General features: G+C 59.6%; 25 protein-coding genes, 1 tRNA gene and 1 pseudogene. 17 read left to right on the forward strand and 10 right to left on the reverse strand.

What is annotated here, in order from left to right:
- Nucleotides 1-68: 68 nt before the first annotated feature.
- From R1T45_RS12110 to R1T45_RS12130, 5 genes are all read right to left on the reverse strand, one after another.
- Nucleotides 69-500 (reverse strand): OsmC family protein, encoded by a 432-nt coding sequence (locus R1T45_RS12110; RefSeq protein WP_317390960.1) that lies wholly within the window; start codon nucleotides 498-500, stop codon nucleotides 69-71.
- Nucleotides 501-574: 74 nt separating this feature from the next.
- Nucleotides 575-1,765, reverse strand: a complete 1,191-nt coding sequence (locus R1T45_RS12115; RefSeq protein ID WP_317390962.1) for a VWA domain-containing protein — start codon at nucleotides 1,763-1,765, stop codon at nucleotides 575-577.
- Nucleotides 1,765-1,935, reverse strand: a complete 171-nt coding sequence (locus tag R1T45_RS12120; protein ID WP_067630337.1) for an apolipoprotein acyltransferase — start codon at nucleotides 1,933-1,935, stop codon at nucleotides 1,765-1,767. The genes R1T45_RS12115 and R1T45_RS12120 overlap by 1 nt, the downstream gene beginning before the upstream one ends.
- Before the next feature lie 27 nt (nucleotides 1,936-1,962).
- Nucleotides 1,963-3,333 (reverse strand): DUF2927 domain-containing protein, encoded by a 1,371-nt coding sequence (locus R1T45_RS12125; protein WP_317390964.1) that lies wholly within the window; start codon nucleotides 3,331-3,333, stop codon nucleotides 1,963-1,965.
- Nucleotides 3,334-3,541: 208 nt separating this feature from the next.
- Nucleotides 3,542-4,381 carry a MoxR family ATPase gene (locus R1T45_RS12130; protein WP_317390966.1) on the reverse strand — a complete coding sequence of 280 codons (840 nt, stop codon included), beginning with the start codon at nucleotides 4,379-4,381 and terminating at the stop codon, nucleotides 3,542-3,544.
- A gap of 168 nt (nucleotides 4,382-4,549) precedes the next feature.
- Here R1T45_RS12130 and dksA point away from each other — a divergent pair, with 168 nt between their 5' ends.
- Both dksA and R1T45_RS12140 read left to right on the forward strand, forming a co-directional pair.
- A complete protein-coding gene (gene dksA / locus R1T45_RS12135; protein ID WP_067941887.1) occupies nucleotides 4,550-4,972 on the forward strand; it encodes an RNA polymerase-binding protein DksA in 423 nt (140 codons plus the stop codon).
- Nucleotides 4,973-5,094: 122 nt separating this feature from the next.
- Nucleotides 5,095-6,261, forward strand: a complete 1,167-nt coding sequence (locus tag R1T45_RS12140) for an FAD-dependent monooxygenase (protein WP_317390967.1) — start codon at nucleotides 5,095-5,097, stop codon at nucleotides 6,259-6,261.
- A gap of 32 nt (nucleotides 6,262-6,293) precedes the next feature.
- Here the strand turns inward: R1T45_RS12140 and R1T45_RS12145 are convergent, their stop codons facing one another.
- The 4 genes from R1T45_RS12145 to R1T45_RS12160 all read right to left on the reverse strand — a co-directional run bounded on the left by R1T45_RS12145 (nucleotide 6,294) and on the right by R1T45_RS12160 (nucleotide 9,457).
- Nucleotides 6,294-7,343: an ornithine cyclodeaminase gene (locus tag R1T45_RS12145; protein ID WP_317390968.1), complete on the reverse strand. Its 1,050-nt coding sequence runs from the start codon at nucleotides 7,341-7,343 to the stop codon at nucleotides 6,294-6,296.
- A 15-nt stretch (nucleotides 7,344-7,358) separates the two neighbouring features.
- Entirely contained in the window at nucleotides 7,359-8,282 is a 924-nt protein-coding gene (rocF, locus tag R1T45_RS12150; RefSeq protein ID WP_132444560.1) for an arginase, read from the reverse strand.
- Between the two features lie 132 nt (nucleotides 8,283-8,414).
- Nucleotides 8,415-8,882 carry a disulfide bond formation protein B gene (locus R1T45_RS12155; protein ID WP_132444561.1) on the reverse strand — a complete coding sequence of 156 codons (468 nt, stop codon included), beginning with the start codon at nucleotides 8,880-8,882 and terminating at the stop codon, nucleotides 8,415-8,417.
- Nucleotides 8,879-9,457: a YqaA family protein gene (locus R1T45_RS12160; protein WP_067941874.1), complete on the reverse strand. Its 579-nt coding sequence runs from the start codon at nucleotides 9,455-9,457 to the stop codon at nucleotides 8,879-8,881. The genes R1T45_RS12155 and R1T45_RS12160 overlap by 4 nt, the downstream gene beginning before the upstream one ends.
- A gap of 127 nt (nucleotides 9,458-9,584) precedes the next feature.
- Between R1T45_RS12160 and R1T45_RS12165 the strand changes: the two genes are divergently transcribed.
- Nucleotides 9,585-9,668, forward strand: a tRNA-Leu gene (locus tag R1T45_RS12165).
- A gap of 411 nt (nucleotides 9,669-10,079) precedes the next feature.
- Here the strand turns inward: R1T45_RS12165 and R1T45_RS12170 are convergent.
- A pseudogene (locus tag R1T45_RS12170) lies at nucleotides 10,080-11,090 on the reverse strand (nuclear transport factor 2 family protein).
- A 148-nt stretch (nucleotides 11,091-11,238) separates the two neighbouring features.
- On the opposite strand from R1T45_RS12170, the gene R1T45_RS12175 reads away from it, so the two are divergent.
- The 14 genes from R1T45_RS12175 to R1T45_RS12240 all read left to right on the forward strand — a co-directional run bounded on the left by R1T45_RS12175 (nucleotide 11,239) and on the right by R1T45_RS12240 (nucleotide 26,275).
- On the forward strand, nucleotides 11,239-12,294 hold the full coding sequence (locus tag R1T45_RS12175) for an ABC transporter ATP-binding protein (RefSeq protein WP_132443251.1): 1,056 nt from the start codon (nucleotides 11,239-11,241) through the stop codon (nucleotides 12,292-12,294).
- A gap of 54 nt (nucleotides 12,295-12,348) precedes the next feature.
- Nucleotides 12,349-13,572, forward strand: a complete 1,224-nt coding sequence (locus tag R1T45_RS12180) for an ABC transporter substrate-binding protein (protein ID WP_317390972.1) — start codon at nucleotides 12,349-12,351, stop codon at nucleotides 13,570-13,572.
- A gap of 145 nt (nucleotides 13,573-13,717) precedes the next feature.
- On the forward strand, nucleotides 13,718-14,740 hold the full coding sequence (locus tag R1T45_RS12185) for a sugar ABC transporter permease (RefSeq protein WP_317390974.1): 1,023 nt from the start codon (nucleotides 13,718-13,720) through the stop codon (nucleotides 14,738-14,740).
- A 1-nt stretch (nucleotide 14,741) separates the two neighbouring features.
- Nucleotides 14,742-15,899, forward strand: a complete 1,158-nt coding sequence (locus tag R1T45_RS12190) for a carbohydrate ABC transporter permease (RefSeq protein WP_317390976.1) — start codon at nucleotides 14,742-14,744, stop codon at nucleotides 15,897-15,899.
- Nucleotides 15,900-16,027: 128 nt separating this feature from the next.
- Complete coding sequence (locus R1T45_RS12195) at nucleotides 16,028-16,567, forward strand: ester cyclase (protein ID WP_317390977.1); 540 nt, start codon at nucleotides 16,028-16,030, stop codon at nucleotides 16,565-16,567.
- Between the two features lie 31 nt (nucleotides 16,568-16,598).
- Nucleotides 16,599-17,603, forward strand: coding sequence for an ester cyclase (locus tag R1T45_RS12200; RefSeq protein WP_317391083.1), 1,005 nt, complete (start codon nucleotides 16,599-16,601; stop codon nucleotides 17,601-17,603).
- A 62-nt stretch (nucleotides 17,604-17,665) separates the two neighbouring features.
- A complete protein-coding gene (locus tag R1T45_RS12205; protein WP_317390978.1) occupies nucleotides 17,666-18,682 on the forward strand; it encodes a LacI family DNA-binding transcriptional regulator in 1,017 nt (338 codons plus the stop codon).
- Nucleotides 18,682-19,650, forward strand: coding sequence for a nuclear transport factor 2 family protein (locus tag R1T45_RS12210; protein WP_317390979.1), 969 nt, complete (start codon nucleotides 18,682-18,684; stop codon nucleotides 19,648-19,650). Before R1T45_RS12205 ends, R1T45_RS12210 begins: the two co-directional genes overlap by 1 nt.
- Nucleotides 19,651-19,729: 79 nt before the next feature.
- Nucleotides 19,730-20,698, forward strand: coding sequence for a cupin domain-containing protein (locus R1T45_RS12215; protein ID WP_132443254.1), 969 nt, complete (start codon nucleotides 19,730-19,732; stop codon nucleotides 20,696-20,698).
- The gene (locus tag R1T45_RS12220) at nucleotides 20,691-21,395 is read left to right on the forward strand and encodes an alpha/beta hydrolase (protein WP_317390980.1); all 705 of its coding nucleotides are present in this window, start codon (nucleotides 20,691-20,693) and stop codon (nucleotides 21,393-21,395) included. The genes R1T45_RS12215 and R1T45_RS12220 overlap by 8 nt, the downstream gene beginning before the upstream one ends.
- 68 nt (nucleotides 21,396-21,463) lie before the next feature.
- Nucleotides 21,464-22,444, forward strand: a complete 981-nt coding sequence (locus R1T45_RS12225; protein WP_120351254.1) for a LacI family DNA-binding transcriptional regulator — start codon at nucleotides 21,464-21,466, stop codon at nucleotides 22,442-22,444.
- A 111-nt stretch (nucleotides 22,445-22,555) separates the two neighbouring features.
- A complete protein-coding gene (locus R1T45_RS12230) occupies nucleotides 22,556-23,518 on the forward strand; it encodes a TAXI family TRAP transporter solute-binding subunit (RefSeq protein ID WP_317390982.1) in 963 nt (320 codons plus the stop codon).
- A 66-nt stretch (nucleotides 23,519-23,584) separates the two neighbouring features.
- Nucleotides 23,585-25,489, forward strand: coding sequence for a TRAP transporter fused permease subunit (locus R1T45_RS12235; RefSeq protein ID WP_317390984.1), 1,905 nt, complete (start codon nucleotides 23,585-23,587; stop codon nucleotides 25,487-25,489).
- 21 nt (nucleotides 25,490-25,510) lie between these two features.
- Nucleotides 25,511-26,275: an HpcH/HpaI aldolase family protein gene (locus tag R1T45_RS12240; protein WP_120351251.1), complete on the forward strand. Its 765-nt coding sequence runs from the start codon at nucleotides 25,511-25,513 to the stop codon at nucleotides 26,273-26,275.
- Nucleotides 26,276-26,335: the final 60 nt, after the last annotated feature.

The following is a 26,335-nucleotide window of genomic DNA, read 5'->3' on the forward strand; positions in this document are numbered from 1 at the left end:
CAATATGGGCGCGCCGAGGGCCGGGGGCAAGCGGCACAAGGCCGCGCCCCCGGTTCCATGTCATGCGATCAGACGAGTTTTGCGTCCATCGTGATCTCGGCGGTCAGCAGCTTGGAGATCGGGCAGTTCTCTTTGGCGGTCTTCGCGGCTTTGTCGAAGTCCTCTTGGCTCGCGCCGGGGATGCTGGCCTCGACCGTCAGATGCACTTTGGGCACGTGGAAGCCGCCGTCTTTTTCTTCCAGATGCACTTCTGCCTTTGTCTCGATGCTGTCGGGCGTCAGGTCGCTTTGCCCAAGGATCATCGACAGCGCCATGGAGAAACAAGACGCGTGGGCAGCACCGATCAGCTCTTCTGGGTTGGTGCCTTCCTTGCCTTCGAAACGGGTGTTGAAGCCATAGGGCTGTTCAGACAGCACACCGCTTTGGGTTGAGACATGGCCCTTGCCCTCTTTGAGCGAGCCTTCCCATTTTGCGCTGCCGGTTTTCACGATCGAAGCCATTGGAATATCCTTTCACTGAGCTTGCGTTCGTCCCCTCAACTGGCGCAGGGCGGAAAGGTTTCAAGGCCGAGCGTTCAAGATCGCGTCATGGTCTTGATGCCCCGGCTCAGCCCTTCGAGGGTCATCGGCACCATGGCCTCGGGGCCGAAAATCTCTTGGATCATCGCGATCGACTGGGTGTAGCCCCACTGACGTTCCGGCACCGGGTTGATCCACAGGTGGTTGGGCCATTGATCCCGCGCACGGGCGAGCCATGTGGCACCGGCCTCCGCGTTCCAATGCTCATTCGCGCCGCCGGGATAGGCGATTTCATAGGGCGACATGGAGGCGTCGCCCACGAAGATGCACTTGTAGTCAGACCCATAGCTGCGCAGTACCTCATGGGTGTGGATCTGCGCGTCCCAGCGGCGGCGGTTGTCGCGCCAGACGCCTTCGTATAGGCAGTTGTGGAAGTAGAAATGCTCAAGATGTTTGAACTCGCCCCGTGCGGCGCTGAACAGTTCTTCGACGACCTTCACATGCGGATCCATGGAGCCGCCGATGTCGAGAAACAGAAGCACTTTCACGGCATTGCGCCGCTCTGGCCGGGTTTTCACATCCAGATAGCCATGCTCTGCCGTGGCGCGGATGGTGCCGTTCAGGTCGAACTCTTCCGCCGCCCCGTCGCGTGCCCAGCGACGCAGACGCTTTAGCGCCAGTTTGATGTTGCGGGTGCCGATCTCGACGTTGTCATCGAGGTTGCGGAACTCGCGCTTGTCCCAGACCTTGACCGCGCGTTGGTGGCGGCTTTCCTTTTGGCCGATCCGCACGCCTTCGGGGTTGTAGCCGTATGCGCCAAAAGGCGAGGTGCCCGCCGTGCCGACCCATTTCGATCCGCCCTGATGCCGGCCCTTTTGCTCTTCTAGCCGCTTTTTCAGGGTCTCCATCAGCTTGTCGAAACCGCCCGCGGCTTCGATCTCGGCCTTTTCTTCGGGCGTAAGATGCTTTTCGGCCATCTTGCGCAGCCAGTCTTCGGGCAGGTCCACGGCGTCGAGCACGTCATCAAGGCTGATGTTCTCCAGCCCCTTAAAGGCCGCTGCAAAGGCGCGGTCGAACTTGTCGATGTTGCGCTCGTCTTTGACCATCGACACGCGGGCGAGGTAGTAAAACGCCTCAACGTCATAGGTGGCCAGCCCCGCCTTCATGCCTTCAAGAAAGGCCAGAAACTCGCGCAGCGAGACCGGAACACCGTGGCGGCGGAGCTGATCGAAGAACGGCAGAAACATCAGAGGCTCAGCGCGCGGTCCAAAAGAACCGTGGCGATCATGCCGACGATCAGGAAGGCAAAGCCGTAGCCCGTTGCATATTGCGCGATGTCTTTGCGGTTGCCGCCACGTTTGCGGGCCGTCAGCCCGCCGATTACCGCGCCGATCAATGCCAATCCGAGTGCTATCATAACCTATTGCCCGTCTATTTTGCGGGCCTATCCATTGCGCGGGTTCAGGGACGCGATCTCGCGCAGCTTGGCCCGCACGGCCCAGTCAGGGCCAAAGCCGTATCGCGCCCAGCCGATGCTGTCCAGCCTGACGCGGCGCGCTTGGGTGCCGCGGCCTTCGATCTCTAGCGCTTCGGCTTTGAGCAGCAAAAGCGTGGCAAGAAGGGCGGCATTTTCGCTGGCTTCTGCAATGGGCAGATGCGGCTCAATTAGGGCGAGCGCGCCTGCGCCATCGCCAATGGTCACCGCATAGCCCGCCCGCTGCGTGGCGACATAGGCGCGGTGCAGCCTGGTGCCGGGGGTGCGGGCATAGAGGGCGTCGGCCGTTTGGTAATGCGCTTGCGCGGCGGCTGGATCGGTCATCTGCGTCACGCGTCCCATGGCGTAATGCGAGAAGGCGTGGCGGTTGTCCTGCCAACCCTGCGCTTGGGCGATGCGCAGGGCGTCTTGGGCCGCAGACATGCGCGCGTTGCGGCTGACCTCGCGGCCAAGGGCCGTCTGGATGGCGTGGCTCCAGACCTGCGGCGTGGCGCGCGCAGGGCGGGGGACAACGGTGCCACCGCCGGGGTTCAACCGCGCCAAAATGCCTGGCAGACGTGCGGCCACCTCTTCGCGGCGCATGCCAGAGCGCAGCGCCGGGTCATAGTAGATGCGCAGCACCAACATGTCGAAACCGGTCAGCACCGTATGCACGTTGTCGTCGTTAAAGACCGAATCCGGCAAACGGTAGAGATCGTTCAAGGGCCCAAGGGCTTGGGCCAGTTCCTCATGCAGGCAGTCGCGGCTTTCTTGCGGGCTTACGTCATTGGGCAGGAAAATCGCCAGTTTGCGCCGCTCGGTCAGGCGGGTCCAATCGGTGGCGGCGGAGCGCCTCGTGCGGCGGTACTCTTCAAGTGTGCTGACATTCGGCACCACGAAACAGGCCGCCTGCGGCAAGAGCCGCCGGATCTGGCTGCGGTTCACCGCTTGAATGGTGATGCTTGCCTCTCCGCCCGTGACCTCACGCAGTTCAATCCCGGCTTCGCTGCGCAAACGGGCGAGCAGCCGTGCAAGGTCCGGCCCCAAGGTCGCGGGTGGCTGACCTAGAACGCGCAGGGTGATCGGCCCCTCAAAACGGGTCAATACGGGCAGGGCACGGCCACTTTCCATGCGGAAGGACAGATCAAGGAAATCTTCGGCCAAGGCAGCATTTGACACATGCGGCGCCGTGGGGCGGGCTTGGGCGAACTGCTTCATCGGGGGCAGAGTGCTGTCGGCGATCACCGCGCGGGTTGCCACCTCGGAATGGGAGGCCGGCACGCAGGCGTTCAGCAACATCATCAGCGGCAGGATCAGCCGCGCCTTCACCCCGCGCCTCATGCGCTTGGGCCTTTGCGCGGCCTATTCCGCTGTGATCTATCGCAAACTGCGCATGGCGCTGCCGCTGTCTGTCCTTGCATTTGCCTGCCCCATCGGTCGTTTAAACCCGGGTCTTGGTGCCCGTGATTGACCTCAGCCTAGGCAGGCGAAAATTCAAAAGCGAGGAAAATACCCGCTTTTGACGTAAAGTCGCATGGGTGTTGCCGCTCTACCGCTGGCGGCGCGCCATAAAGGCCAGCCGCTCGAACAGATGCACATCCTGCTCGTTTTTCAGCAGTGCGCCATGCAGTTTCGGCAGGGCGTTGGGGCCATCCTTGGCCAGATCCTCGGCGCCCATATCCTCGGCCAGCAGCAGTTTCAGCCAGTCCAGCACTTCGGAGGTCGAGGGTTTTTTCTTTAGCCCCTGCTGTTCGCGGATCTCGTAGAACTGCGTTAGCGCCGTGGTCAGCAGTTGCTGTTTGATGCCCGGATGGTGCACTTCGACGATTTGCTTGAGCGTCTCCATCTCTGGAAAACGGATGTAGTGAAAGAAACAGCGGCGCAGGAAAGCGTCGGGCAGTTCTTTTTCATTGTTGGAGGTGATGATGACGATGGGGCGTTGGCGCGCCCGGATCGTCTCGCCCGTCTCATAGACAAAGAACTCCATCTTATCGAGTTCCTGCAACAGGTCGTTGGGGAATTCGATATCGGCTTTGTCGATCTCGTCGATCAGCAGCACGACCTTTTCATCGGCATCAAACGCCTGCCAAAGCTTGCCCTTGCGGATGTAGTTCTTGACGTCATGCACGCGCTCATCGCCCAATTGGCTGTCGCGCAGGCGGTTCACGGCGTCGTATTCGTAAAGCCCCTGTTGCGCGCGTGTGGTCGATTTGATGTTCCATTCGATCATGCGCAAACCCAAGGCATCGCTGACCTGCCGCGCCAATTCGGTTTTGCCGGTGCCCGGTTCGCCTTTTACAAGAAGCGGCCGCTCCAAGGTAACCGCTGCATTGACGGCAATTTTCAGGTCATCGGTGGCGACGTAGTCTTTGGTGCCTTGAAATTTCATCTTGTTTTCAACCTCGTGTGACGGGCGCTTGATCCTTGGCCTTTAACCAAAAATCAAAGGGATTGTGTAGTGACAATTGTAACCCGCTCAGATAGACGCTGCGGCAGGGAAGATGTCGGGAGACAGGCCTTTTTAATGTCTGAGTTGAAAACCGCCGGGGAAAAACAAATGAAGCAGGAAGTTTTCCTGCCGGACGATTATCGTCCGGCCGAGGACGAACCATTCATGAATGACCGTCAGCTTGAGTACTTTCGTCGCAAGCTGATCCACTGGAAATCGGAACTGTTGGCAGGCAGCCGTGACACCATCGAAGCACTGCAAGACGGCACCCGGAACATTCCGGATGTGACCGACCGCGCCTCGGAAGAGACCGACCGCGCGCTGGAACTGCGGACCCGTGACCGGGCCCGCAAATTGGTCGGCAAGATCGACGCGGCGCTGCGGCGGATCGACGAGGGAGAGTTCGGTTACTGCATGGTCACCGGCGATCCGATCTCGCTCAAGCGGCTGGACGCACGGCCCATCGCCACGATGACGCTGGAGGCGCAAGAGCGTCACGAGCGGCGCGAGAAAGTCCACCGCGACGACTGACATCACCTGAAACATCACACGCCGAGGCTCATGCTTCGGCGTTTGTGATTTGGGCGCGGGGCCAGCACGATCCGGAGCTTGTGAGCTGGGGTCTACCAGCTTGCCTACGATCTGGGGCGTGAATGAAACCTTCCAATGCAATTGTCGTGGGCGGCGGGATCGGCGGGCTGGCCTTGGCCACGGCACTGGCCCGCAAGGGCGTGGCCGTGACCCTGCTTGAACAGGCCGCGCGGTTTTCCGAGATCGGCGCGGGGCTACAGATCAGCCCCAACGGCCTTGCCGTGCTGCGCGCGCTTGGGTTGGAACATGGGCTGAAGGCCCGCGGTGCCGTGCGGGGGCAGGCGGTGCGCCTTTGCGACTACGCGAAAGGCGCGCAGGTGGCCCGGCTTGATCTGACCCGCTTGGCCAATGATCAGCGTTATTATTTCCTCCACCGTGCCGACCTGATTGATCTGCTGCGGGAGGCCGCGCAGCGCGCCAACGTGAGTTTCGAGACCGACGCGCAGGTCGCCTCGATCCATCCCGGTGCCTTGCCGCAGGTGCAGATGGCCCGTGGCGGACGGCGGCGGGCGGAGTTGGTCGTGGCCGCCGATGGCATCCACTCGGTCGGGCGGGTGCAGTTAAACGGGGCGGATAAGGCGCGGTTCTCGGGGCAGGTGGCATGGCGTGGGCTGATCCCCAACGACATAGGCCACGGCCCAGAGGCGCGGGTTACCATGGGGCCGGGGCGGCATCTGGTCAGCTATCCGCTGCGCGAGGGGCGATTGGTCAACCTCGTCGCCGTGGAAGAGCGCGCCGATTGGGCCGCCGAAGGCTGGCATCACCATGACGATCCCGCCAATCTACGCCAAGCCTTCGCAGGTTTCGGCGGAGAGGCGGGGCAGATGCTGGGCGCGTTGCAGGAGGTGACCCTCTGGGGGCTGCATTACCATCCCGTCGCCGCCAATTGGCAGGCAGAAGGCGTGGCGCTGTTGGGCGATGCGGCCCATCCAACGCTGCCCTTTCTGGCGCAGGGCGCAAATATGGCGCTAGAGGATGCTTGGGTCTTGGCCGACTGCCTGACTCGCCAGCCCCGCGAGGCCGCGCTTGGCGCTTATCAAGCCGCCCGCATCGACCGCGCGCGGCGCATTGTCAAAACCTCGGAAGGCAACGCGGCACGCTATCACTTGCGGCCTGGCCCGATCCGGTTTGCGGCCCATACCGGGCTGCGCGTCGCCTCCAAAATCGCGCCCGGCGCGATGCTGGGCGCGTTTGATTGGCTCTACGCCCATGACGTTACCAAAGCGTAAAGGCCACCGAGCTTAGCCGGTGGCCCAATTGGTCAGCCTGCCCGTTGCAGCATCCCGAAAAGGTCGCGCGGGTCGTCCGGGTCGGCCAGCAGATCAAGCGGTTGGAACAGCCCCGTCTCGGCGATTTGATCACGGACATAGCGCAGGGCCGAGAAATCCTCGATCGCGAAGCCCACGGAGTCGAACAGCGTGATCTGCTGCGCATCGCGGCGGCCTTCGGCCTGACCGGTCAGCACCTGCCAGATCTCGGTCACCGGGTGGTCGGCCTCAAGCTGCTGGATCTCACCCTCGATGCGGGTCTGCTCGGGGAATTCCACGAAGATGCCCGAACGGTGCAGGATCGCGGGCGCGAGTTCCGTCTTACCCGGACAGTCGCCGCCGATCGCGTTGATGTGCACGCCAGAGCCGACCATATTGTCGGTCAGGATTGTGGCATATTGCTTGTCCGCGGTGCAGGTGGTGATGATCTGCGCGCCCATAATCGCCTCTTCGGCGGTGTCGCATTCCACCACCTTGATGCCATGGCCCGCCAGATTGCGTGCGCATTTGGCGGTCGCCGCGCGGTCGATATCGTAGAGCCGCACCTCATCCACGCCGCAGATCGCCTTCATCGCAAGGCTCTGAAACTCGGACTGCGCGCCATTGCCGATCATCGCCATGACATGGCTCCCCTTGGGCGCCAGCAACCGGGCCACCACGGCAGAAGTCGCCGCCGTGCGCAGGGCCGTCAGGATCGTCATCTCGGTCAGCAACACCGGGTAGCCGTTGGCCACATTGGCCAGCAGGCCAAAGGCGGTCACGGTCTGAAAGCCGTCCTTGGTGTTGTCGGGGTGACCGTTGACGTATTTGAAGCCGTAAACATCGCCGTCCGAGGTGGGCATCAGTTCGATCACGCCCTTCTCAGAATGGCTCGCCACGCGGGGGGTCTTGTCGAAAAGCTCCCAGCGTTTGAAGTCGGCTTCGATATAGTCGGCCAGCCCGCGCAGCATGTCCTCGACGCCGATATGGTGGATCAGTTTCATCATCTGATCGACAGAAACGAAGGGCACCAGTGCCTTGTCGGAGGGGTTCAGATTGGTCATATTCAGGTCTTTCTATCAATAGGCACGGGTGGGGCGGTCGAACACGCGGCGGCCAAAGGCCGAGGCGGTGAGGTCCACCATCAGTTGCGCGGTGCGGCCCCGCTCATCGAGGAAGGGGTTCAGCTCAACCAGATCGAGCGAGGTCATCAAGCCGCTGTCGGAAAGCATCTCCATCACCAGATGGCCTTCGCGCACCGTGGCGCCGCCCGGCACGGTGGTGCCCACCGCAGGGGCCACGGACGGGTCGAGGAAATCCACATCCAGCGAAACATGCAGCATGCCGCCCGCCGCTTCGACCTTATCAAGGAAGCGCTGTAAGGGTTTGGCAATGCCGCTCTCGTCGATCTCGCGCATGTCGACGTAAGTCACGGTAGTCTCCTGCAAGGCCGCGCGTTCGAGGGCGTCGACAGAGCGCAGCCCGATCATGGCGATATTGTCATGGGGCAGGGGCGTGTCGATCTTTGGAAAGCCGTCGAACCCCTCGCGCCCGGTGACATAGCCCAAGGGCGTGCCGTGCAGGTTGCCGCTGTCGCTGGTCTGCGGCGTGTGGAAATCCGTATGCGCGTCAAGCCAGAGCACGAAAAGCGGGCGGCCTGCCTTTTCGGCATGGCGCATTGCGCCCAAAACAGTGCCAAGCGCCAGCGCGTGGTCGCCGCCCATGAAGATCGGCAAGCCGTCGTCCATCGCCGCATCGGCGGCAGCGGCGAGGCTCTCTGTCCATGCGATGGTCTCTTCCAGCGCGTGCAGTTTCTCGTGCTCTTTCGCTTGGAAGGGCGCAGGGGCGACATTGCCGCGATCGGTGACGCTGTGGCCAAGATCGCGCAGGGCACGTTCGAGCCCCGCAGTGCGATAGGCATCCGGCCCCATCAGGCAGCCGCGACGGCGCTTGCCGCTATCCAGCGGGACGCCCAGCAAGATACAGTTTTGTGGGTTCGACATGGGGGACTCCTGAGCTGTTTGAACTCAGATAATCCGCGCATCTGTCTAACGACAAGCCGTCAAACTGACCGTTTCGGGGGCGTTTTTAACAAACTGAAAGAAAGAGCTTCCAGTTTGTCATTTTTTTGCTGGCTAGGCCGCTTTGCGCGCCGCCGCGACCCAAAGACCGACCAAGACGAAGGAGAAAATCGCGTTCCATCCCGCCATCGACAGGCCCAGAAATTGCCAGACGATCTCATCGCACATGACTAGACCGCTCGGGCCTTCGGTGGAGAGAAGCGACCCGCCGTCAAGGCTGCCCAAGTCCATGCCACCGCCGGTGCAGGAGCTCGGCCCCGGCCACCAGCCCCATTCGACGCCTGCGTGATAAACGCCGATCAGCGCCGTCACCGCCGCCGCCAAGGCCCCCAGCCACGCCAGCACGCGCGGACCGCCAAAGAGCACGATCGCCCCAATCAGCACTGCCGCCGCATGGGGCCACCGCTGCCAAAGGCACATCTGGCAAGGCGCGTAGCCGCCCAGATGCTGGAAACCAAAAGCACCCAGCAACAGCGCGGCTGAGCCGAGTGTTGCCAGTGAAGTCAAAGTCTTACCTGTCATAGAACCTTTACCACCATGAACCCGCCAATCAGCAGGGCGACGGCCAATGTGAACATCAAACCCAAGCGCCGTTCAATGAAATCTCGGATCGGTGCGCCAAAGCGCCACAGCAGCCCCGCCACCACGAAGAACCGGAGCCCACGGGCAAGGATCGAGGTCATGATAAAAGTGCCCAGCGGCATCCCGGTCCAGCCCGACATGATCGTGATGACTTTGTACGGGAAGGGGGTTACCCCGGCGACCAGCACCGCCCAAAAGCCCATGTCGTTGAAGCGGGTGGAAAATTCTGCCATCGCGTCGGACTTGCCCAAACTCGCAAGGATCGGCTGACCAAGGCTCTCAAAGGCCAGCCCGCCAATGGCATAGCCCAAAAGCCCGCCCAGAACGGAGGCCAGCAGCGCCACCCCGGCGATCAGCCACGCGCGGTTGGGCCGCGCGATGATCATCGGAATCATCAGGATATCAGGCGGAATTGGAAAGAAAGAACTTTCGACAAAAGCGACAACGGCAAGCGCCCAGAGGGCATGGCGATGTTGGGCCAAGCCCAGGGTCCAGTCATAAAGGCGGCGGATCATTTAGGGGGCTCCGGCTGTTTTATATGCCTCACCATGTCGCGCGACCAAGGTCAAGCGCAACGCTGTGCAGAAACAGGGTGAAAATCCACTTGCCCCACGCGCTTTTGCAGGCTACATCGCCCCACGTGCCCAAGTGGCGGAATGGTAGACGCAGGGGATTCAAAATCCCCCGCCGCGAGGCGTGCCGGTTCGAGTCCGGCCTTGGGTACCAATATACAAACACCTGATTTTCTTAAGGAAAATCAGGTGTTTTGTTTTTTTATGGTGTGTGTTTTTAGGTTCCGATGGCGTGACTCACACTCGGCTGTTCCGGAGTTGGTCATCCACGTCACTCTTGGGCCGCGCGACTTAGCTATTTCCTGCTGGCGCCCTTCCAATAGTATGCGACCATCTCAGCGCTTTGACTTGTGACCGCCTGAATCTCAGCATCGCACGCTCCGGCTTCGGCAAGCTCGACAATAGCGAGTTTGCGTAGACCATGGAGCACGTAAGGTGAGGCCCTCTCGCGATCTCCACGCTGGTCCGATTGCTGCGCGTCTAAGTTATGGCGGTGAAACATCACCTGCTTCAGTGTGACTAGCTAGCGCGATGCGGACGGGAGCAGCCTTTCACTGCAACTGTTCTACTGCCGCGATGGTGCCATACCCAAAGCCGACCCAAGAATATCGTACCCTTGGCTTTTCCAGAAATGCGGCAGATCTATGAAGACCCAATTCTCGGCGAGTTTGTCGTGGTCGCGACGATAGATGTCTATCACGCGAAACTCGCCTGCTTCACTGCCGCCGGGATACCCCATGAACCCGCCCGTGGGGCGGGCGGTAAAGTTGGGCCACCCAAAGAAACCGCCAAAGTGGCCTTCGGCAAGTCGGCAGACGTGTTGCGTTTTGGACCGTTCCGCAAAGCCTGCCCGGAACGGCGCAGAGTGCTGCTCCATATAACGGTCTATCGTGTACGTCGCGCCGATCCCCGCTGGGCCCCACCAAAGCATATCTTCTGCCCAAGTTTGCGCCAGTTCATCCCGCAATGAGAGGCCTGAGTTCCACTGACCCAGATCGCTGATCATTCTGTTAATAAGGTCCAATGTTCGCCGGCCTTCATCCGGGTTCTGTGGGTCGAGCAACAAGCCGTTATGTGGCTGTGGCCCTGGTTGGACAAGATGCGCACCGGTTTGACCGGGGAAGGGCGCAAGCCCCGCTTAAATCATCAAATGGGGAATGTCGAAATACATAGCACTTTCGATAATTTGGCCCTGATCTACGCGCGAAAATTCGCAGTATCGTAGGCTGGTAATCTTCCGAGTTGGCACGATTTCAAGCCAGGGCTCATCGAAGAGCCCCATCAGATGCCCCATTGAGACCACCCAAACAGAGCTGTCCTCGGCAAGGCTATTCACCCCCGCAAAAAAGATGTCTTCGCGCCTTTGCATATGCGTGAGTGACCGCCGCAAGGGGCGCCAAAAAGTGTCAGCGACCTGTGCTGGGCCGGTGAGTTCGTTGAACGGGTGATAACCGCGCCAGCGATAGTTGCTGCTGCAGTGGTCGCTCAGGGCTTGGGTGATTCCATCGAGCGGCGCGCTGTCTAATGCGGTGTGGAAGGCGCGGACAATGCCCTTTGCCCCTGTAATATCTGACATTTCTTCTACTCACTCACAGAGGCGCGAAACTGCGCACTGAAATTCTTGCATACGTTTGCAAAAATATGTTGCCAAACGAAATGCGGCAAGTCTACCCTACTGCATACCAATGCAAGATTTGTCGCACAGCGGCATCCGAGGAGGGACCGTGGCAGAGATCCAACTGAAGAATATCTCAAAGCGATGGGGCAGTTTTGTCGGGGTCGACAACTTTGACCTGACCATCGCGGATCGCGAGTTTCTCGTGCTTCTCGGGCCATCCGGCTGCGGCAAGACCACCACCATGCGCATGATCGCAGGGCTCGAAGAGGCGACGGAAGGAGAGATCCATATCGGAGACCGCATGGTCAACGATCTGGACCCGAAAGACCGCGATGTGGCGATGGTGTTCCAGTCCTACGGGCTTTACCCGCACCTCAACGTCTATGAGAACATCCGCTTTCCGCTCAAGGTGCGCAAAGCGGATCCGGCAACACATGACGAGCGGGTGCGCAAAGCGGCGGAGATGGTCGAGCTGACTGACTTCCTTCACCGCAAACCCGCCGAATTGTCAGGCGGTCAGCGTCAGCGGGTTGCTCTGGCACGGGCAATCGTGCGCAAGCCCTCGGTGTTTTTGATGGATGAGCCCCTGTCGAACCTCGACGCCAAACTTCGCGTGTCGACGCGTGCTCAGATCAAAAATCTTAGCCACGAGCTGCAAGTTACTACGGTCTATGTGACCCACGACCAGATCGAAGCCATGACTTTGGCCGACCGTGTGGTGGTGATGAAGGCTGGGGTGGTGCAGCAGGTCGGCACGCCGACCGAAATATACGACAACCCGGCCAATACCTTTGTCGCGAGCTTTATCGGCTCGCCAGCAATGAACCTACTCGATGGGGAAATCCTGAACGGCACCTTTACCGGCAAGAACGTTACCGTTTCAGGGCTGAACGCGCCGAACGGGCCGGTGATACTAGGTTTTCGGGCCGAGGATGCAACAGTGTCCGAGACGCCTGCTGGGGAAATCGCGGCACCGCTCTACACGATAGAATTGCTTGGGGACGCCACAATGCTGACGGTGCGGGCCGGAGGTCAATTGGTTTCGATCAAGGCACACAAGGAATTGCGGGCCCAGATCGGCGACCCGGTGGCCTTTAACGTCCCTGCCGCGATTTGCCATTTGTTTGACCATGAAACTGGCGGGCGCCTGAACCGGCCATAGCCCAAGAACAAGACAAGCGCCGCAAAGGTGCATTTCATCAACGGGAGAAAACCAATGTATCTGAAATCAATAGTCGCCGCCGGCGCGCTGACCATCGCCGCCACGGCTGCCACAGCCGAATGTAGTTTTGAAAACGGCACCAAAATCAGCATGTTGTCTGCTGGTTTTGAGGCTTGGAAGGCCGTAACGGACCAGATGTCTGAATGCGGCAATTTCGAAGCCGAGCTTGATCAAGAGTTCCGCACCAAACAGCCCGCAGCCTTCGCGGCCTCTCCGTCGCTTTACCACATTGGTGGGGTGTCGAATGGCACAGTCACGCCCTTGCTCAACGAAGGTACGATCCGCCCGCTCGATGATCTGGTCGAGAAATACGGGCAAGACCTGACCCCCAACCAGTTGATCCGCGTTGACGGCAAGATCATGGCGATTGCCATGATGGTCAACACGCAGCACCTTGTGTACCGCCGCGACGTGCTCGAAGACCTCGGCATCGAAGTGCCAACGACTTATGACGAAGTGTTGGCCGCTGCTGAAAAAATCAAAGAAGCCGGCGTGGTGGACCACCCGCTAGGCGCGACGATGATGTCCGGCTGGAACCTCGCGCAGGATTTCAACAACATGTTCTACGGCTACGGCGGCGAGTTTGTTGATGCCGAGAACCTGCCGACCATCAACAACGAAGCGGGTGTAAAAACGCTGGAAACACTCAAAGCGATCACCGGTTACCTTGATCCCGAATATCTTGTTTCTGACCCGACTTATGTTCAGCAGCAGTTCCAGCAGGGCAAAATCGCTATGGCGAATCTTTGGGCCAGCCGGGCAGGGGCCGCTGAAGACGAGGGGGAAAGCCAGGTCGTTGGCCTGGTAGATACCGCCGCAGCCCCCACGGCGATGGAGGGCGGCGCGCCTGCGACAACAATCTGGTGGGACGGTATGGTCATCGCCAAGAATATCTCCGACGAAGAAGCCGAAGCAGCCTTCAAGTTGATTGTCGCGGGTTTGTCGCCAGAGATGGTCAAAGCAAACAATGGTGCGGCCATCTGGTTGGTGCCGGGCTATGAGCCTGACCGCCTTGCCAAAGGTGCGATCGACACGCTGAACACCTCGCCCGCGCCCAAGTCCTACCCATCGACCTCTGCCATGGGGCTGATGCACACGGCCGTCGGCAACAACGTGTCGGATTACCTGACCGGCGCGACCGACGCCGAGACCACATTGGCCGAGATTGAGAAAGACTATCTCGTATCCGCCCGTGAAGCCGGATTAATCACCAACTGATCACGCCCCATGCCCGGGCGGTGCAGTTCTGCGCCGCCCGGCGCTTCCATCTCTTTCGCGTCGCGTTTTGCCGGACATCGCCCCTACGAAGTCTCGCCAAGCCCGATCCGATCTTCTTGCCACCCTCTGACTGAAAGCCGGACAAATGAAATTCAAGACCTTTGCAGCGTTTGTCGGACCGTCTTTGTTCATGATGTTTTTGTTCATCGCCCTGCCGCTGGTCAGCGTCTTTGCGCAGAGCTTTTATGTCACCCAGCCGGTGTTTGAGCGCGCCGAGGTGGAGACCTGCACGCCGGGTTTTCCGAACCCGGTCTGCGTCAAAGAGGTTAAGACCACCCCGGTGATCGGCGAGGACGGCAAGGTCGCGACAGAAAGTCATTTTACCGGGCTCGAAAGCTACCGCAATGTGCTGGAACTGGGCCGGGTCAAGGACGCGCTTTCCCGGGGCAGCTGGTCTGAGCTGATGACCATCGACTTCTGGAAAGCGCTGCGCTTCACACTGACCTTCACCTTAATCACCCTGCCGCTGGTGCTAGGTGTCGGTCTGGTAATTGCTTTGGCGGTCAATAACGCGGTCCGCAAAATCCGCGGGCCCGTGATCTTCATCTCATTGCTGCCGTTTATCATCACGCCGGTGATCGGCGGGCTGTCGATCCGCTGGCTGTTTATCGGCGATGGTATCCTGACAGCCGCGCTTGAATGGTGGACTGGCACCAATATCTCGATGTTTGCCCAAGCCTGGACCATTGAGCTGATGATGATGTTCTACAGGGTCTGGCACGTAGCGCCATTTGCCTTTGTGATCTTCTATGCCGGGCTGCAGACCGTCAATCAGGACACGCTGGAAAGCGCCATTATCGACGGTGCCAACCGCTGGGAACGTCTGCGCTATGTTATCGTGCCGCATCTGATGCCGCTTATCGTCTTTGTCGCGCTGATCCACCTGATGGACTGCTACCGTGTCTTTGAAGAGATCATCGCCTTCTCAAGCCAGAGCCATGTCATTTCACTGCAATGGCTGACCTACGATTTCCTGACCCCTGACAACTCGGGCAACCGCTCGATCTCGAGGGCCTCGGCCTCGGCGATGCTGACCATGGTGGGGATCATTGCCCTGCTGATCCTGCCGCTCAAGCGCACTTGGCGCGACCACAAAGGGAGCCACTGAGATGTCCACCCCCAAGGCAATGCAACAATCCCTCGCGCTGCGTGTCAGCTCTGCAAGCTTTCTGATCTTCTGGTGCCTCATCGCAGCCTTTCCGATCTTTTGGATCTTGGTGATGAGTTTCAAAAGCCCGGTCGATGCCTTCTCCGCGCAGCCGCTAGACGTGATCTTTGGCCCCGCTACCCGCGCCGCCGGGGAGGGATTGAGCCTGATCGATCTCAGTCTAGGTGCTGTGGTACTCTGGTTCGCTTACCGTTTCGCCTTCCGGGAGTTGCCGCAGATGGTAACCCGGTTCACCCGTCCGGGGACCGTGTTGATGGGCTGGGTGATCGCCGTGCTCGGCTTTGCAGTCGCCTTTATCGTGCTGTTCTTCGGGCTGCTGCCTTGGCTTCTTAGCGGGTTGAATGCCATTTCGGGACCTTTGGGTGAGCCTGTGCTCGGCCTTACGACACAGCATTACAAATCGGTCTGGGTCGAGAACCAGTTCTACCGCAATTTCATCAACTCAATCATCGTCACCGCCGGTGTCGTGACCATCTCTCTGACCGTCGGCACATTGGCGGGCTATGGATTGGCGCGCTCTGGTTCCAACCTTGCCTTCTGGCTTCTGATCGTGGCGTTGATCTTTCGGGCCCTGCCGCATTCGGTGCTGGTCGCGGGCTACTTGCCGGTCTTTATCAACTCATCGGAAATCCTGCGCCCGATCTTTGGCGATGCGGCACCCACCCTTTACGGGCAGCCCTATGCCGTGATCGCGGTGCTGGTGGCAATCAACCAACCCTTCACCATCTGGATGCTGCGCAGTTTTTTCCAGAACATTCCGTCCGAGTTGGATGAAGCCGCCCGCGTCGATGGATGCTCGCATTTCCAAGCGTTTCGCCGGGTGATTATGCCGGTCATGTGGCCGGGCGTTATTACCACGGGGCTGTTCAGTTTTTTGCTGGGATACAACGACTTCCTCGTGACCTCGCTGCTGCTCGATGCTCAGAACCAAACGATGGTGCCGGCCATTGCGGGCTACTTCAACCGCGAGACCACGACGACCGATCAGGTCGAAGCTGTCGCCGCAGCCGTGTCGATCACCGCGCCTCTATTTTTGCTGGTGATGGTGTTCCAACGCCAGATCGTCAGCGGTCTGACAGAAGGCGCGGTGAAAGGCTGATGTCCTGCAATTCTCGCACCCACGGAATGATGCGCCACCCGGCGCTCAACCGACTGCCCCGCGATTTCATCACGATATGCGTTTGCCCCCGCTAACTGCATGTTAAGACAAGATGAAAGGATGACCCGATGAAGGGTTCCAGACCAGAACAAGCCGTGCTGACGCGCGACACCGACCTGAGTAAGACAGGCGAAACCCGTGCCGTGATCGAAGGCATGGTGGACGGCTTGAATGACCACCGCATTGACGACATCGGCCAGTTCTTTGCCGAGAGTTTTCGCTGGATGGGCAATCGCGGATGCGGCACCAAAGTGGGGCTGCAAGCCTTTCAGGAAAACTGGCAGCGGCCCTTTCAGGCGGCCTTTTCCGAGAAGACCTGCGTGGATGAAGCGCGGCTATTCATGGGCGAATGGGCGGCGGCCTTTGGCCGTCAGGAGGCGACCCATTCGGGCATATTTATGGGGATCGAACCGACGGGCAAGCGCGTGACGATCCGCTACATGGATTTCTGGAAGGTGGAAGAGGGGCGCATCACTGACAATTGGGTGATGGTGGATTTCCCGGATGTTCTGGCGCAGCTCGGACATGATGTTTTTGACGGGGAAGGCTGGGAGGCCTTTGACAACGGCATCCGCGTCGCGCCGCGCCCGGAGACAGCTCGTGGATAGGCACGCTGCCAACAAACGCGCGCTCGCCCCAATGCGGGCGGCGCTGCATCAGGGCGATGTCGCAGTAGCCAAGCAGGCGCTGGCAGATATCGTTGCGCCCGATGCGGTGTTTCACCACTGTCATCCCTTCGGCGATCTGACGGGGGCTGATGGATATTGCGATGCAGCCCTTGCCCCGTTGCAGGCTGCATGGCCGGATCTGGAGCGGCGCGATTGGATCGTTATGGCTGGTCAAACCCCTGAGGGGGCCGAATGGGTTGGATGCGGGGGGCACTACTTCGGTACCTTCCTCTCGCCTTGGCTCGACATTCCGCCAACTGGCCATCTCACTCATATGCGCTTTCACGAGTTCTACCGATTTGAGAGAGGCAAGGTCGTCGAATCTCAGGCAATTTGGGATATTCCAGAGGTAATGATGCAGGCGGGAGCTTGGCCCATGGCGCCCTCCTTGGGCCGCGAGTTCTGCGTGCCCGGCCCTGCAACGCAAAATGGGCTGATCGAAGCCCCCCGTGATGCGCAACAGGCTGCGGCCAGCACTCAGCACATTGCCGACATGCTCGATCACCTCACAAGGCATCCCGCAAAAGGCGGACCTGAGGTTATGCAGATGGAGAGATTCTGGCATCCGAAAATGAACTGGTACGGCCCTGCGGGGATCGGCACCGGGCGCGGCGTGGATGGCTTTCGCAACTGGCATCAGATTCCGTTCTTGCGGGCGATGCCGGACCGCGGCCAGCATGTGGACGGGACCGACTACCACCTCTTCGGCGAAGCCAACTATGCAGCCGTGACGGGCTGGCCGAACATGATTCAATCCGTGTCAGACGACGGGTGGATGGGTATCGCCCCTTCGGGGAAAAAAATCTCCATGCGGTCGCTGGACTTTTGGCGGATCGAGGCGGGTAAGATCCGTGAAAACTGGGTGCTGGTCGATCTGCTCGACGCCTATCGACAACTGGGCGTGGATGTTTTTGCGCGGCTGCATGAGTTCAATAAGGCGCGCAACCTAGGGCCAATTCGCCTTCCGGAAAACTGATTTGAGAACGGCCGCCTCTAGCACCGGGGGCGGAAAATAAGGCAAGAAGGACAGGACCACATATGGCTGACAGGATAACATCTTTGCAGGTGGCAGAACGGGCAGGCGTTAGCCAATCCGCCGTCAGCCGTGTGTTCACGCCGGGCGCGTCGGTCTCAGAAAAAACCGCCAAAAAGGTGCGCGCAGCGGCGCAAGAGCTTGGCTATCGCCCAAACGTGCTGGCGCGGTCCCTCATCACGGGCAAGAGCCGGATCATCGGGTTGGTCGTGGCTTATCTGGAAAACCAGTTCTATCCCGAAGCTATCGAAAAACTGTCCCATGCGCTTCAGGCCCAAGGCTATCATGTGCTGGTCTTCATGGCGTCAAACGACACTGAAACCACTGACAAGGTGATCGACGAATTGCTGGATTATCAGGTCGACGGGATCATCACCGCGTCGGTGTCGATGTCCTCCAACCTCACCGCGCGCTGCGACGCCGCGGGCATCCCGATCGTCATGTTTAACCGCCAGCAAGACGATGATCGCTTGTCTTGTGTGCGCTCTGACAACGTGGCGGGGGGACTGAAGGTTGCGGAGCATCTTTTGCAAACCGGGCACAAGCGGATTGCCCATATCGCGGGATGGGACGGCGCTTCGACCACGCGGGACCGGGAAACCGGGCTGCTCATGGGGCTTGCAAAGGGTGCGCAGACGCTGTTTGCGCGGGGCGAGGGCATGTTTAAGTACGAGACCGCCTGCGAGGCCGCGCGCCAGATGTTTACAGCCACAGAAATCCCTGATGCGGTCTTTGTAACCAACGATCATATGGCCTTTGCGGTCATGGATGTGTTGCGTTTTGAGCTGGGGCTGCGCGTGCCTGAAGACGTCTCTGTCGTGGGGTACGATGACGTTCAACTCGCCGCTTGGCCTGCTTACAACCTCACGACTGTGCGCCAACCCGTAAATCGAATGGTGGATGAAACGGTCAATATTTTGATGACCTGCATTCGGGAACCGAACACCGCGCCGCGCCGGGTGGTCATTGACGGTCCTCTCATCCTGCGCTGTTCGACACGCAATCAGAAAGGAAAAAGCTAATGAAAGGCTTCGATAAGAAGTGGAAGGACTTCCCCGATTATATCATTGGGATCACCAAAGAGATTTGGGAAGACCGCGGTATCGCCACGCTTGATCACTACTATGGCAAGGAAATGCCCGTGCGTTCTCCTGGGTCCATCGTCGTGGGCAATGATAATGTGGTCGCCGCGACCATGGCGACCTTGGCAGAATTTCCTGATCGCACGCTTTATGGCGAGGATGTAATCTGGTGCGGAGGCAACGACGATGGCTTCCTCAGCTCACACCGGCTGTTGTCGACAGCGACCCACGCCAACGCCGGGGTCTATGGCGCGCCCACTGGCAAGAAGTTGAAATACCGCATTATCGCTGACTGCTACGCCCGGGAAAATGCGATCACCGATGAATGGCTGGTTCGCGACCAAGGCGCCATTGTGCGGCAGTTGGGCTGGGAGCCTGCGGATTTTGCGCGTGACCTGATCGCCCGCGAAGGGGGTGCCGAAGCCTGCGTAAAACCTTACTTGCCGGAAAATGACATTGCAGGCCCCTATACGGGGCGCGGCAATGACAACGAGTGGGGCGCAAAGCTGGCGGATATTCTGACGCGCATGATGGCGGCCGACTTCGGTGTTATTCCCAAGGAGTATGACCGGGCGGTAACGGGCGAATATCCTGGTGGCGTCACGGCGCTGTCGCATGGCGGGGTCGATCAGCATTGGCTGGGACTGCGCGCGTCCTTTCCGAACGCTGAATTCAAGGTAAACCACGTCATCGGGCGCGACGATCCGATGATGCCGCCCCGTGCGGCCGTGCGCTGGTCTCTGGACGGGGCACATGATGGCTGGGGCAGCTTTGGGCAACCCACTGGCAAGCGCGTGCATATCATGGGGATGACCCACGCTGAGTTCGGCCCTTGGGGCCTGCGCCGCGAATACACGCTCTACGACGAAGTCGCCTTGTGGAAGCAGATCATCCTGCAAACCGGCTGACAATTCACCGTTTTTGGGAAGCCGCAATATTCATGCCCGCGCGCCAAACGGCAGTCGAGGCAATACATCGGAGAAGAGAATGACACCCGCAGACATGGAAGCCCGCATTGTCCGTTACGGCGATCTGCAACCCTGCAAGACCGCTTTCATTGACGCCCACACGCCGGGCAGCAACCAAAAGGAAAACTTCACCATCATCGGCGGTGGAGTCTCGGAAAGCCCGGACCAGCATGTTCACATCACGACACCGCATGGGTTCAATATCGGCGCGGCAGGGCAACCGCCGAAGTGTCGCAACTCGCTGCACAACCACCGCACAGCAGAGGTGTTCTTTATTCTCTCAGGCCGCTGGCGGTTCTTTTGGGGCGAGAAGGGAGACGCGGGCGAGGTCATTCTTGAAAAGGGCGATATCTTCAACATCCCCACCAATATCTTTCGGGGTTTCGAAAATATTGGCACCGACTACGGGATGATCATGGCCATCCTCGGCGGCGACGATGCTGGGGGCGGTGTGATCTGGGCGCCGCATGTTATTGAGGATGCTAAGGACCACGGGCTGATCCTTGGCGCAAACGGCAAGCTTTATGACAGCAAGAAAGGCGAGACGCTTCCTGACGGCGTTGACCCCATGCCGCTGCTGACGCAGGACGAACTTGCAAAGATCGATTGCCCCACAGCCGCCCAAGTGCTGGGCGGCTACGTGCGACGTTACCTCGATATGGTGGCGCTGTCTGGTGAAGGGCCGGTTAAGGTGATCGGGGAGAACGGTATCATCCGCGACAAACCCGGTTTTGAGATCGATTTCCTGACCCGCGCGAATGCCAGCACCGAAATGCATAGCCATGACAAACCGTCGGTTTTGATGCCGGTAGCAGGGCACTGGCGCGTCGAATGGGAAGGCGGCAGCGCCACCCTTGCCCCCGGTGACACGATGAGCGTGCCGGAAAATCTCAGGCACAGCGCGGTGCCCTCGATGTCCGGCGAAGCGGCGCTTTATCACGTGATCGCAACTGATGATCCTGCTGGACAGACATGGCGCAATGGCTGAGACACTGCCGCTCGTACTGATCCCCGGCATGATGTGCGACGCGCGGCTTTTCGGGCCGCAGATTGCCGCGCTGTCGGGGACTGTGCCGATATTGCTGGCTTCAATTGTCGCCCATGACACGGTGGAAGCACTGGCTGCGGATATCCTCGCATGGGCACCGGCGCGCTTTGCGCTCGCCGGTCTCAGCATGGGGGGAATTGTTGCAATGGAAGTGGTGCGGCAGGCACCAGAGCGGGTTGCCGCGCTTGCCCTGCTGGACACCAATCCGCTGGCCGAAGTGGAAGCGGTCAAAGCCGGACGAGAGCCTCAGATAGAGCGTGTTATGTCGGGCGGGCTTGGCGCGGTTATGATCGAGCAAATGATCCCAAGGTACCTTGCACCCAGAGCGCATCGGCCAGACATCGAAGGGCTCTGCCGCGACATGGCGCACAGTCTCGGCGCAGAGGTTTTCGTGCGGCAGTCGCGCGCATTGCAACAGCGACCTGACCAGCAGGAGACCCTGCGCGCATACGCCGGCCCTTCATTGGTGCTCTGCGGCCGTGACGACGCTTTGTGTCCCGTTGCGCGACATGAGTTGATGGCAGAGTTGCTCCCCCGTGCGACGCTTTGGATCGTCGAAGGTGCTGGGCATCTGCCGACCTTGGAATGCCCAGGCGAGACGACCGGTGCTCTGAAGCAATGGTACAAAGCCGTCTAGCGATGATCTCTTCGACAAATGGCGTGAAATAATTTCAACCGCTGATGAAAGTCGGTTAAGACCGAGTCATGAAAAAGGTCACTGCCAAGGATGTCGCTGCCCGTGCGGGCGTTTCGGTCTCTGCCGTGTCGCGGGCCTACCGTGGCAGCGCGCCGATTGCTGAGGAAAAACGCAAGGCGATTTTCGCCGCTGCAACCGCACTTGGTTATGTCAGTAAAGTGGATCAGGTGCTGGCCAAACATTCCAGCAACACGATCTCCATGGTCGTCAGCGAAATGCGCAACCCGTTTTACCCGATTGCGATCGACGAATTGACCCGCATGTTGCCTGACCGTGGATTGAAGGCGATCATGCATGTCGTGCCTGCGGCTGAGGATGTGGATTCTATGATCCGGCAGGTTATCGATTTCCGGACCAGGGGTGTGATCCTCGCCAGTTCTACAATTACATCTAAGCTCGCGCGGGCCTGTCGAGAAAACGGGATCCCGGCTGTTTTGTTGAATCGGGTTCAGACAGATAGCACTATGATGGCGGTCTGTTGTGACAACTACGGCGGTGCGCGCACCATTGCGCGACGGTTCCTCGACGGGGGGCGGCAACGCATCGCCTTTATTGGCGGCCGGCGCGATACCTCGACACATCTTGAACGCATGCGCGGATTTCGCGACCAGTTAGAGGACGCAGGCCGGGAAATTGCTGTGCAATTCGACGGAGGGTTCAGTTACCGGCAGGCCTATGCCGCTGCGCAGGAATTGCTGGCTCTGCGCCCCATGCCTGACGCGGTGTTCTGCGCCAATGACATTATGGCAATCGCCACGCTTGACGCCGCACGGATGAATGGAGTTTCCGTTCCTGCCGATATCGCGGTGATCGGGTTTGATGACATTCCGATGGCGGCGTGGGAGTCCTACCGCCTGACGACGATGCGCCAACCGCTGCGCCGTATGCTGGATCAGGCAGTCGATATCATTATGGACGCGAGTAGTTATCTGGAGACAGGTGACATCCGCGTGCTGCCCGCTGAACTGCAAGAACGGCAAAGTGGGTAGTGAAAATATTTCATTAACACAGACTGCAATTGCATAGCCGCAATGCACTGTGGCTAACCTCCACCTCGAACGTCCCTTTCGGGATCGTTTCATGATATTTGGAGGATACCCATGAAACTACGCACTTTCGCTGCCGCCGCTGCACTGTCCGTCACCGGACTGGCACTGCCCGCCCAAGCCGAAACTCGGCTCGCTTTTGGTGCCACCAACTCGCAGAGCGCGCATTACGCCTATTTCGCCTCGCTCGCAAAGATTGTGAACGGCGCATACCCAGATGCCTATCAGGCTTCGGTTGTGGAAACCGGTGCGACGGTCGACAACCTCAAGCGCATGGCGCGCGACCAGCTTGATATCGGGCTGATCACCACCTCGACGCTTTATCACGCCTACAATGGCATCAAGAGCTTCGATGGCAATCCGATCGAGTCCAAACTGCTCTGGGCCTATTCGCTTGCACCGCAAAACGCAGTCGTTCGCCGCGATTCCGGCATCGAAAAGCTTTCAGACATCGACGGTAAGAAGTTCGGGCCAGGCATGCGGGGGTCTTCGACCGAAGCCACGGCGCTGGCTGTGTTTGACCTGCTGGAAATATCTCCCGATTGGGTGCGGGGCACCAACAGCGAGCAGGCCAACGCAATCAAGGACGACCGTTCCGAAGGCTTCGTGAAAAGCGCCGTCGGCACCTCCTTTGACGCACTTACAACCGACATCGCGGCCTTTACGCCCCTGACGGCGCTTGGCATCGACGGCGAGCAGGAAGCCAAGATCCGCGAAGCGCTGCCGGAGCTCTCCATCGTGGATATGCCGGGCGGCGATATGGAGAACTCTGGCCCTTACAAGGTCTGGGGCTTCATGATCGGTGTCTCTGCACGACCCAATATGGACGACCAAACGGCCTATGACCTTACCAAGGCTGTGATGGAGAATATGGAAGAGCAATCCGCGGCCTTCCCGACGGTAAAGGGGCTCAATTTGCCGGAGCTGACACTGCAATACGCGACCAGCCCGCTGCACCCGGGGGCAATCCGTTACTATGAGGAAATCGGCCTGTCCGTGCCGGACCGCCTCAAGTAACAGTCCATCTTTCAGCAGGGGCGGCGCGTGTCGCCCCTCATTTTCCGTTTGTGCCAAGGTGCCGTGATGCCCATTCCCCCGATGTTCGCCAATTTCCGACAGACAGCCATTGCCGCACTTGCCGTGCTTCTGGGGGTGTTCGTGTTCTACACCTCTTTCAATGGGCCGTTTGAATCGCTCGTGCAGCGCGCGATCTTTGTGATGACGATCACGGCTTTGGCCGTGCTGATGCATCCGCTTTTCGAGGGCAGCCGCCTGCGCCCACTTGGTATCGTAATCGATGCGGCAATTGTAGGCATGGTAACGGTTTCAGGCGTTTATATCATCGCCAACTACGAAACTATTATGAACGATCTGCCTTGGGCCAATGGTTGGGACATGGTCATGGGGTTCGGCACACTGGCCTGCGTGCTTGAGCTGGCACGCCGCAGTTCCAATTGGGTCTTTCCCCTGATTGTCATCGCCGCCGTTACCTATGCGTTCTTCGGCTATCTGATCCCCGGCCAGTTTGGGCACCGTGGCTTTGACGCAGGCTATCTCACAGAAATCATCTTCCTGTCTGACCGTGGCCTTTGGGGGATGCTGGTCAATGTGGCATCAACTACGCTCGCGGCGTTTGTGCTGTTCGGTGCGATCCTGTTGCACACCGGGGCGGGCGAGACTTTCTTTGACCTTTCGGCCCGTTTGGGCGGCTCCCGTCCCGGAGGTGCCGCCAAAATCGCAACATTCGCGTCAGGGTTCTTTGGCGCGATCAACGGGTCTACGGTGGCCAATGTCGCAACGACGGGCAACTTCACGATCCCGCTGATGAAGCGTTTAAAATATCCGCCTGCTTATGCTGGCGCGGTAGAGGCTATCGCTTCAACTGGTGGACAGTTGGCGCCCCCGATCATGGGTACTGCCGCATTCGTCATGGCAGAGCTTGTGGGCGTGAATTACTGGTCCATCGCGCTGGCTGGCGTCGTTCCTGCGCTGCTGTTCTACCTTGGCATCTATTCGACTGTTCACGTCATCGCCCGCCGTCAGGGCTTTCGCCCGGTGACTGCCGAAGACCTGCCAGACTGGCGCGGAGCCATGACCTTTGCGCGACTCGCTCCAATCGCCGCAGCGCTGTTGGGGTTGGGGTTTGGCGTCTTCAATGGCAATTCGGTCGAATTGACGGCCTGCTACGGGATGATCTCCATGTTGGTGGCTGTCCTTGTCGCACGAATTTCCAGCGGAGAAGACCCACGTGCAGTGTTTGGCATCATCCTTCGCGCACTGGAAGCGGGTGGCAAAGGCGTGGTCATCGTCGGTATTCTTCTGGTCGGGGCGCAGGTGTTCGTGGCCATGATCAACCTCACCGGTTTCGGCGTGGCAGTTACGTCAGCCGTGCTGGCAATCGGGCAGGGGCAGATCTGGCTCATTGCGGGGCTTATGGCGATTGTCTGCTTGATTGCAGGCATGGGCCTGCCAACCTCAGCCGCCTATGTCATGGTCGCTGCGGTTTTCGCCCCGGCGCTGATCCAGCAAGGGATCGATCCGCTCGTTGTGCATATGTTCGTGCTCTACTACGCCGCGCTGTCGGTCATTACGCCGCCGGTCTGCCTCGGTGTCTTTGTCGCAGCGACAATTGCGCAAGCACCTTGGATGAAGGTGGCAGGCGAGACGTTGCGCCTTGGAGCCACGGCCTATGCCCTGCCCATGCTCTTCATCGCCTATCCCGGCATGTTAGGCGGCGGCGAGTTGGGCGACATTCTGCGCGCCGTGCTGTCAGGGGGAATCTTTGCTCTCGGCGTGGCGCATCTGTTGGGTGGCGCACGGCTGCCATGGGGCGGCATTTCGCGCCTGCTTTGGGCCGTGCCGATAGGGCTCGCGCTGATGCCGCCTTGGCCCGCCACCTTGGCCGCAGTTGTGGTGTTCGGCGTGTTAGTTGTCTTCTCCCGCAGGGTGACAGACGCACATGACGCAGTTGAGTTGCAAACGGCCTGAGTGCTGAAAGGGAATGATAAAATGATGACGAATGCTGAATTCAAAGCGCGACTCGAAGCGCGCGAGCCTATGTTGGGCGCCTTTATCAAAACGCCCCATCCGATCGTCATAGAGATTATGGCCCGTGCGGGTTTCGATTTTCTGGTGGTAGATGCCGAACACGCCCCGTTTGATCGGGGCAGTGTCGATGTCATGACAATGGCGGGCCGGGCCGAGGGTTGTCCGATTGTGGTTCGGGTGCCCGTCGCCACGCCGGATTGGGTGCTCAACGTATTGGACGGCGGCGCGGCCGGTGTGATGGTACCCCATGTCGAGACGGCTGCGCAGGCAAGAGACCTCGTGCGTGCCGTAAGCTACGGCCCCGGCGGGCGCGGTTTTGCAGGCACTTCGCGGGCGGCGGATTACGCGGGGCGCAGCCTTAAGGAGCACCTTACCAAGGCGCGCGATGAAGTTGCCTTGATCTGTCAGATCGAAGACCCCGACGGCGTAATTAATCACGCAGAAATTGCGGATGTTGATGGGGTCGACGCGCTCTTCATCGGGCGGGCGGATTTGGCGGTGTCTCACGGGTTGTCAGATTTCTTTGCGCCCGAAGTGGCCGGGATGACGCGCGATATTCTTTCGGCAAAGGGCGCGGCGACTGGCCTTTACTGTGCGCCGACGGAACCTTTGGAGGGACATCGCGCCGCTGGAGGGTCATTCTTTGTAGTCGGCTCGGAACACACGCTGATGCAACTCGGCGGAGCCTCACTTGTGCAGAAGTTTCGGCAAAGGCCCTCTGACTAAAAGAGCGTATGAAATAATTTCAATGTTTGTAGAAAATATTGCAACGGGTGGTGTGCGGCT

This window comes from Sulfitobacter sp. LC.270.F.C4, assembly GCF_032922545.1.
Taxonomy (GTDB): domain Bacteria; phylum Pseudomonadota; class Alphaproteobacteria; order Rhodobacterales; family Rhodobacteraceae; genus Sulfitobacter; species Sulfitobacter profundi.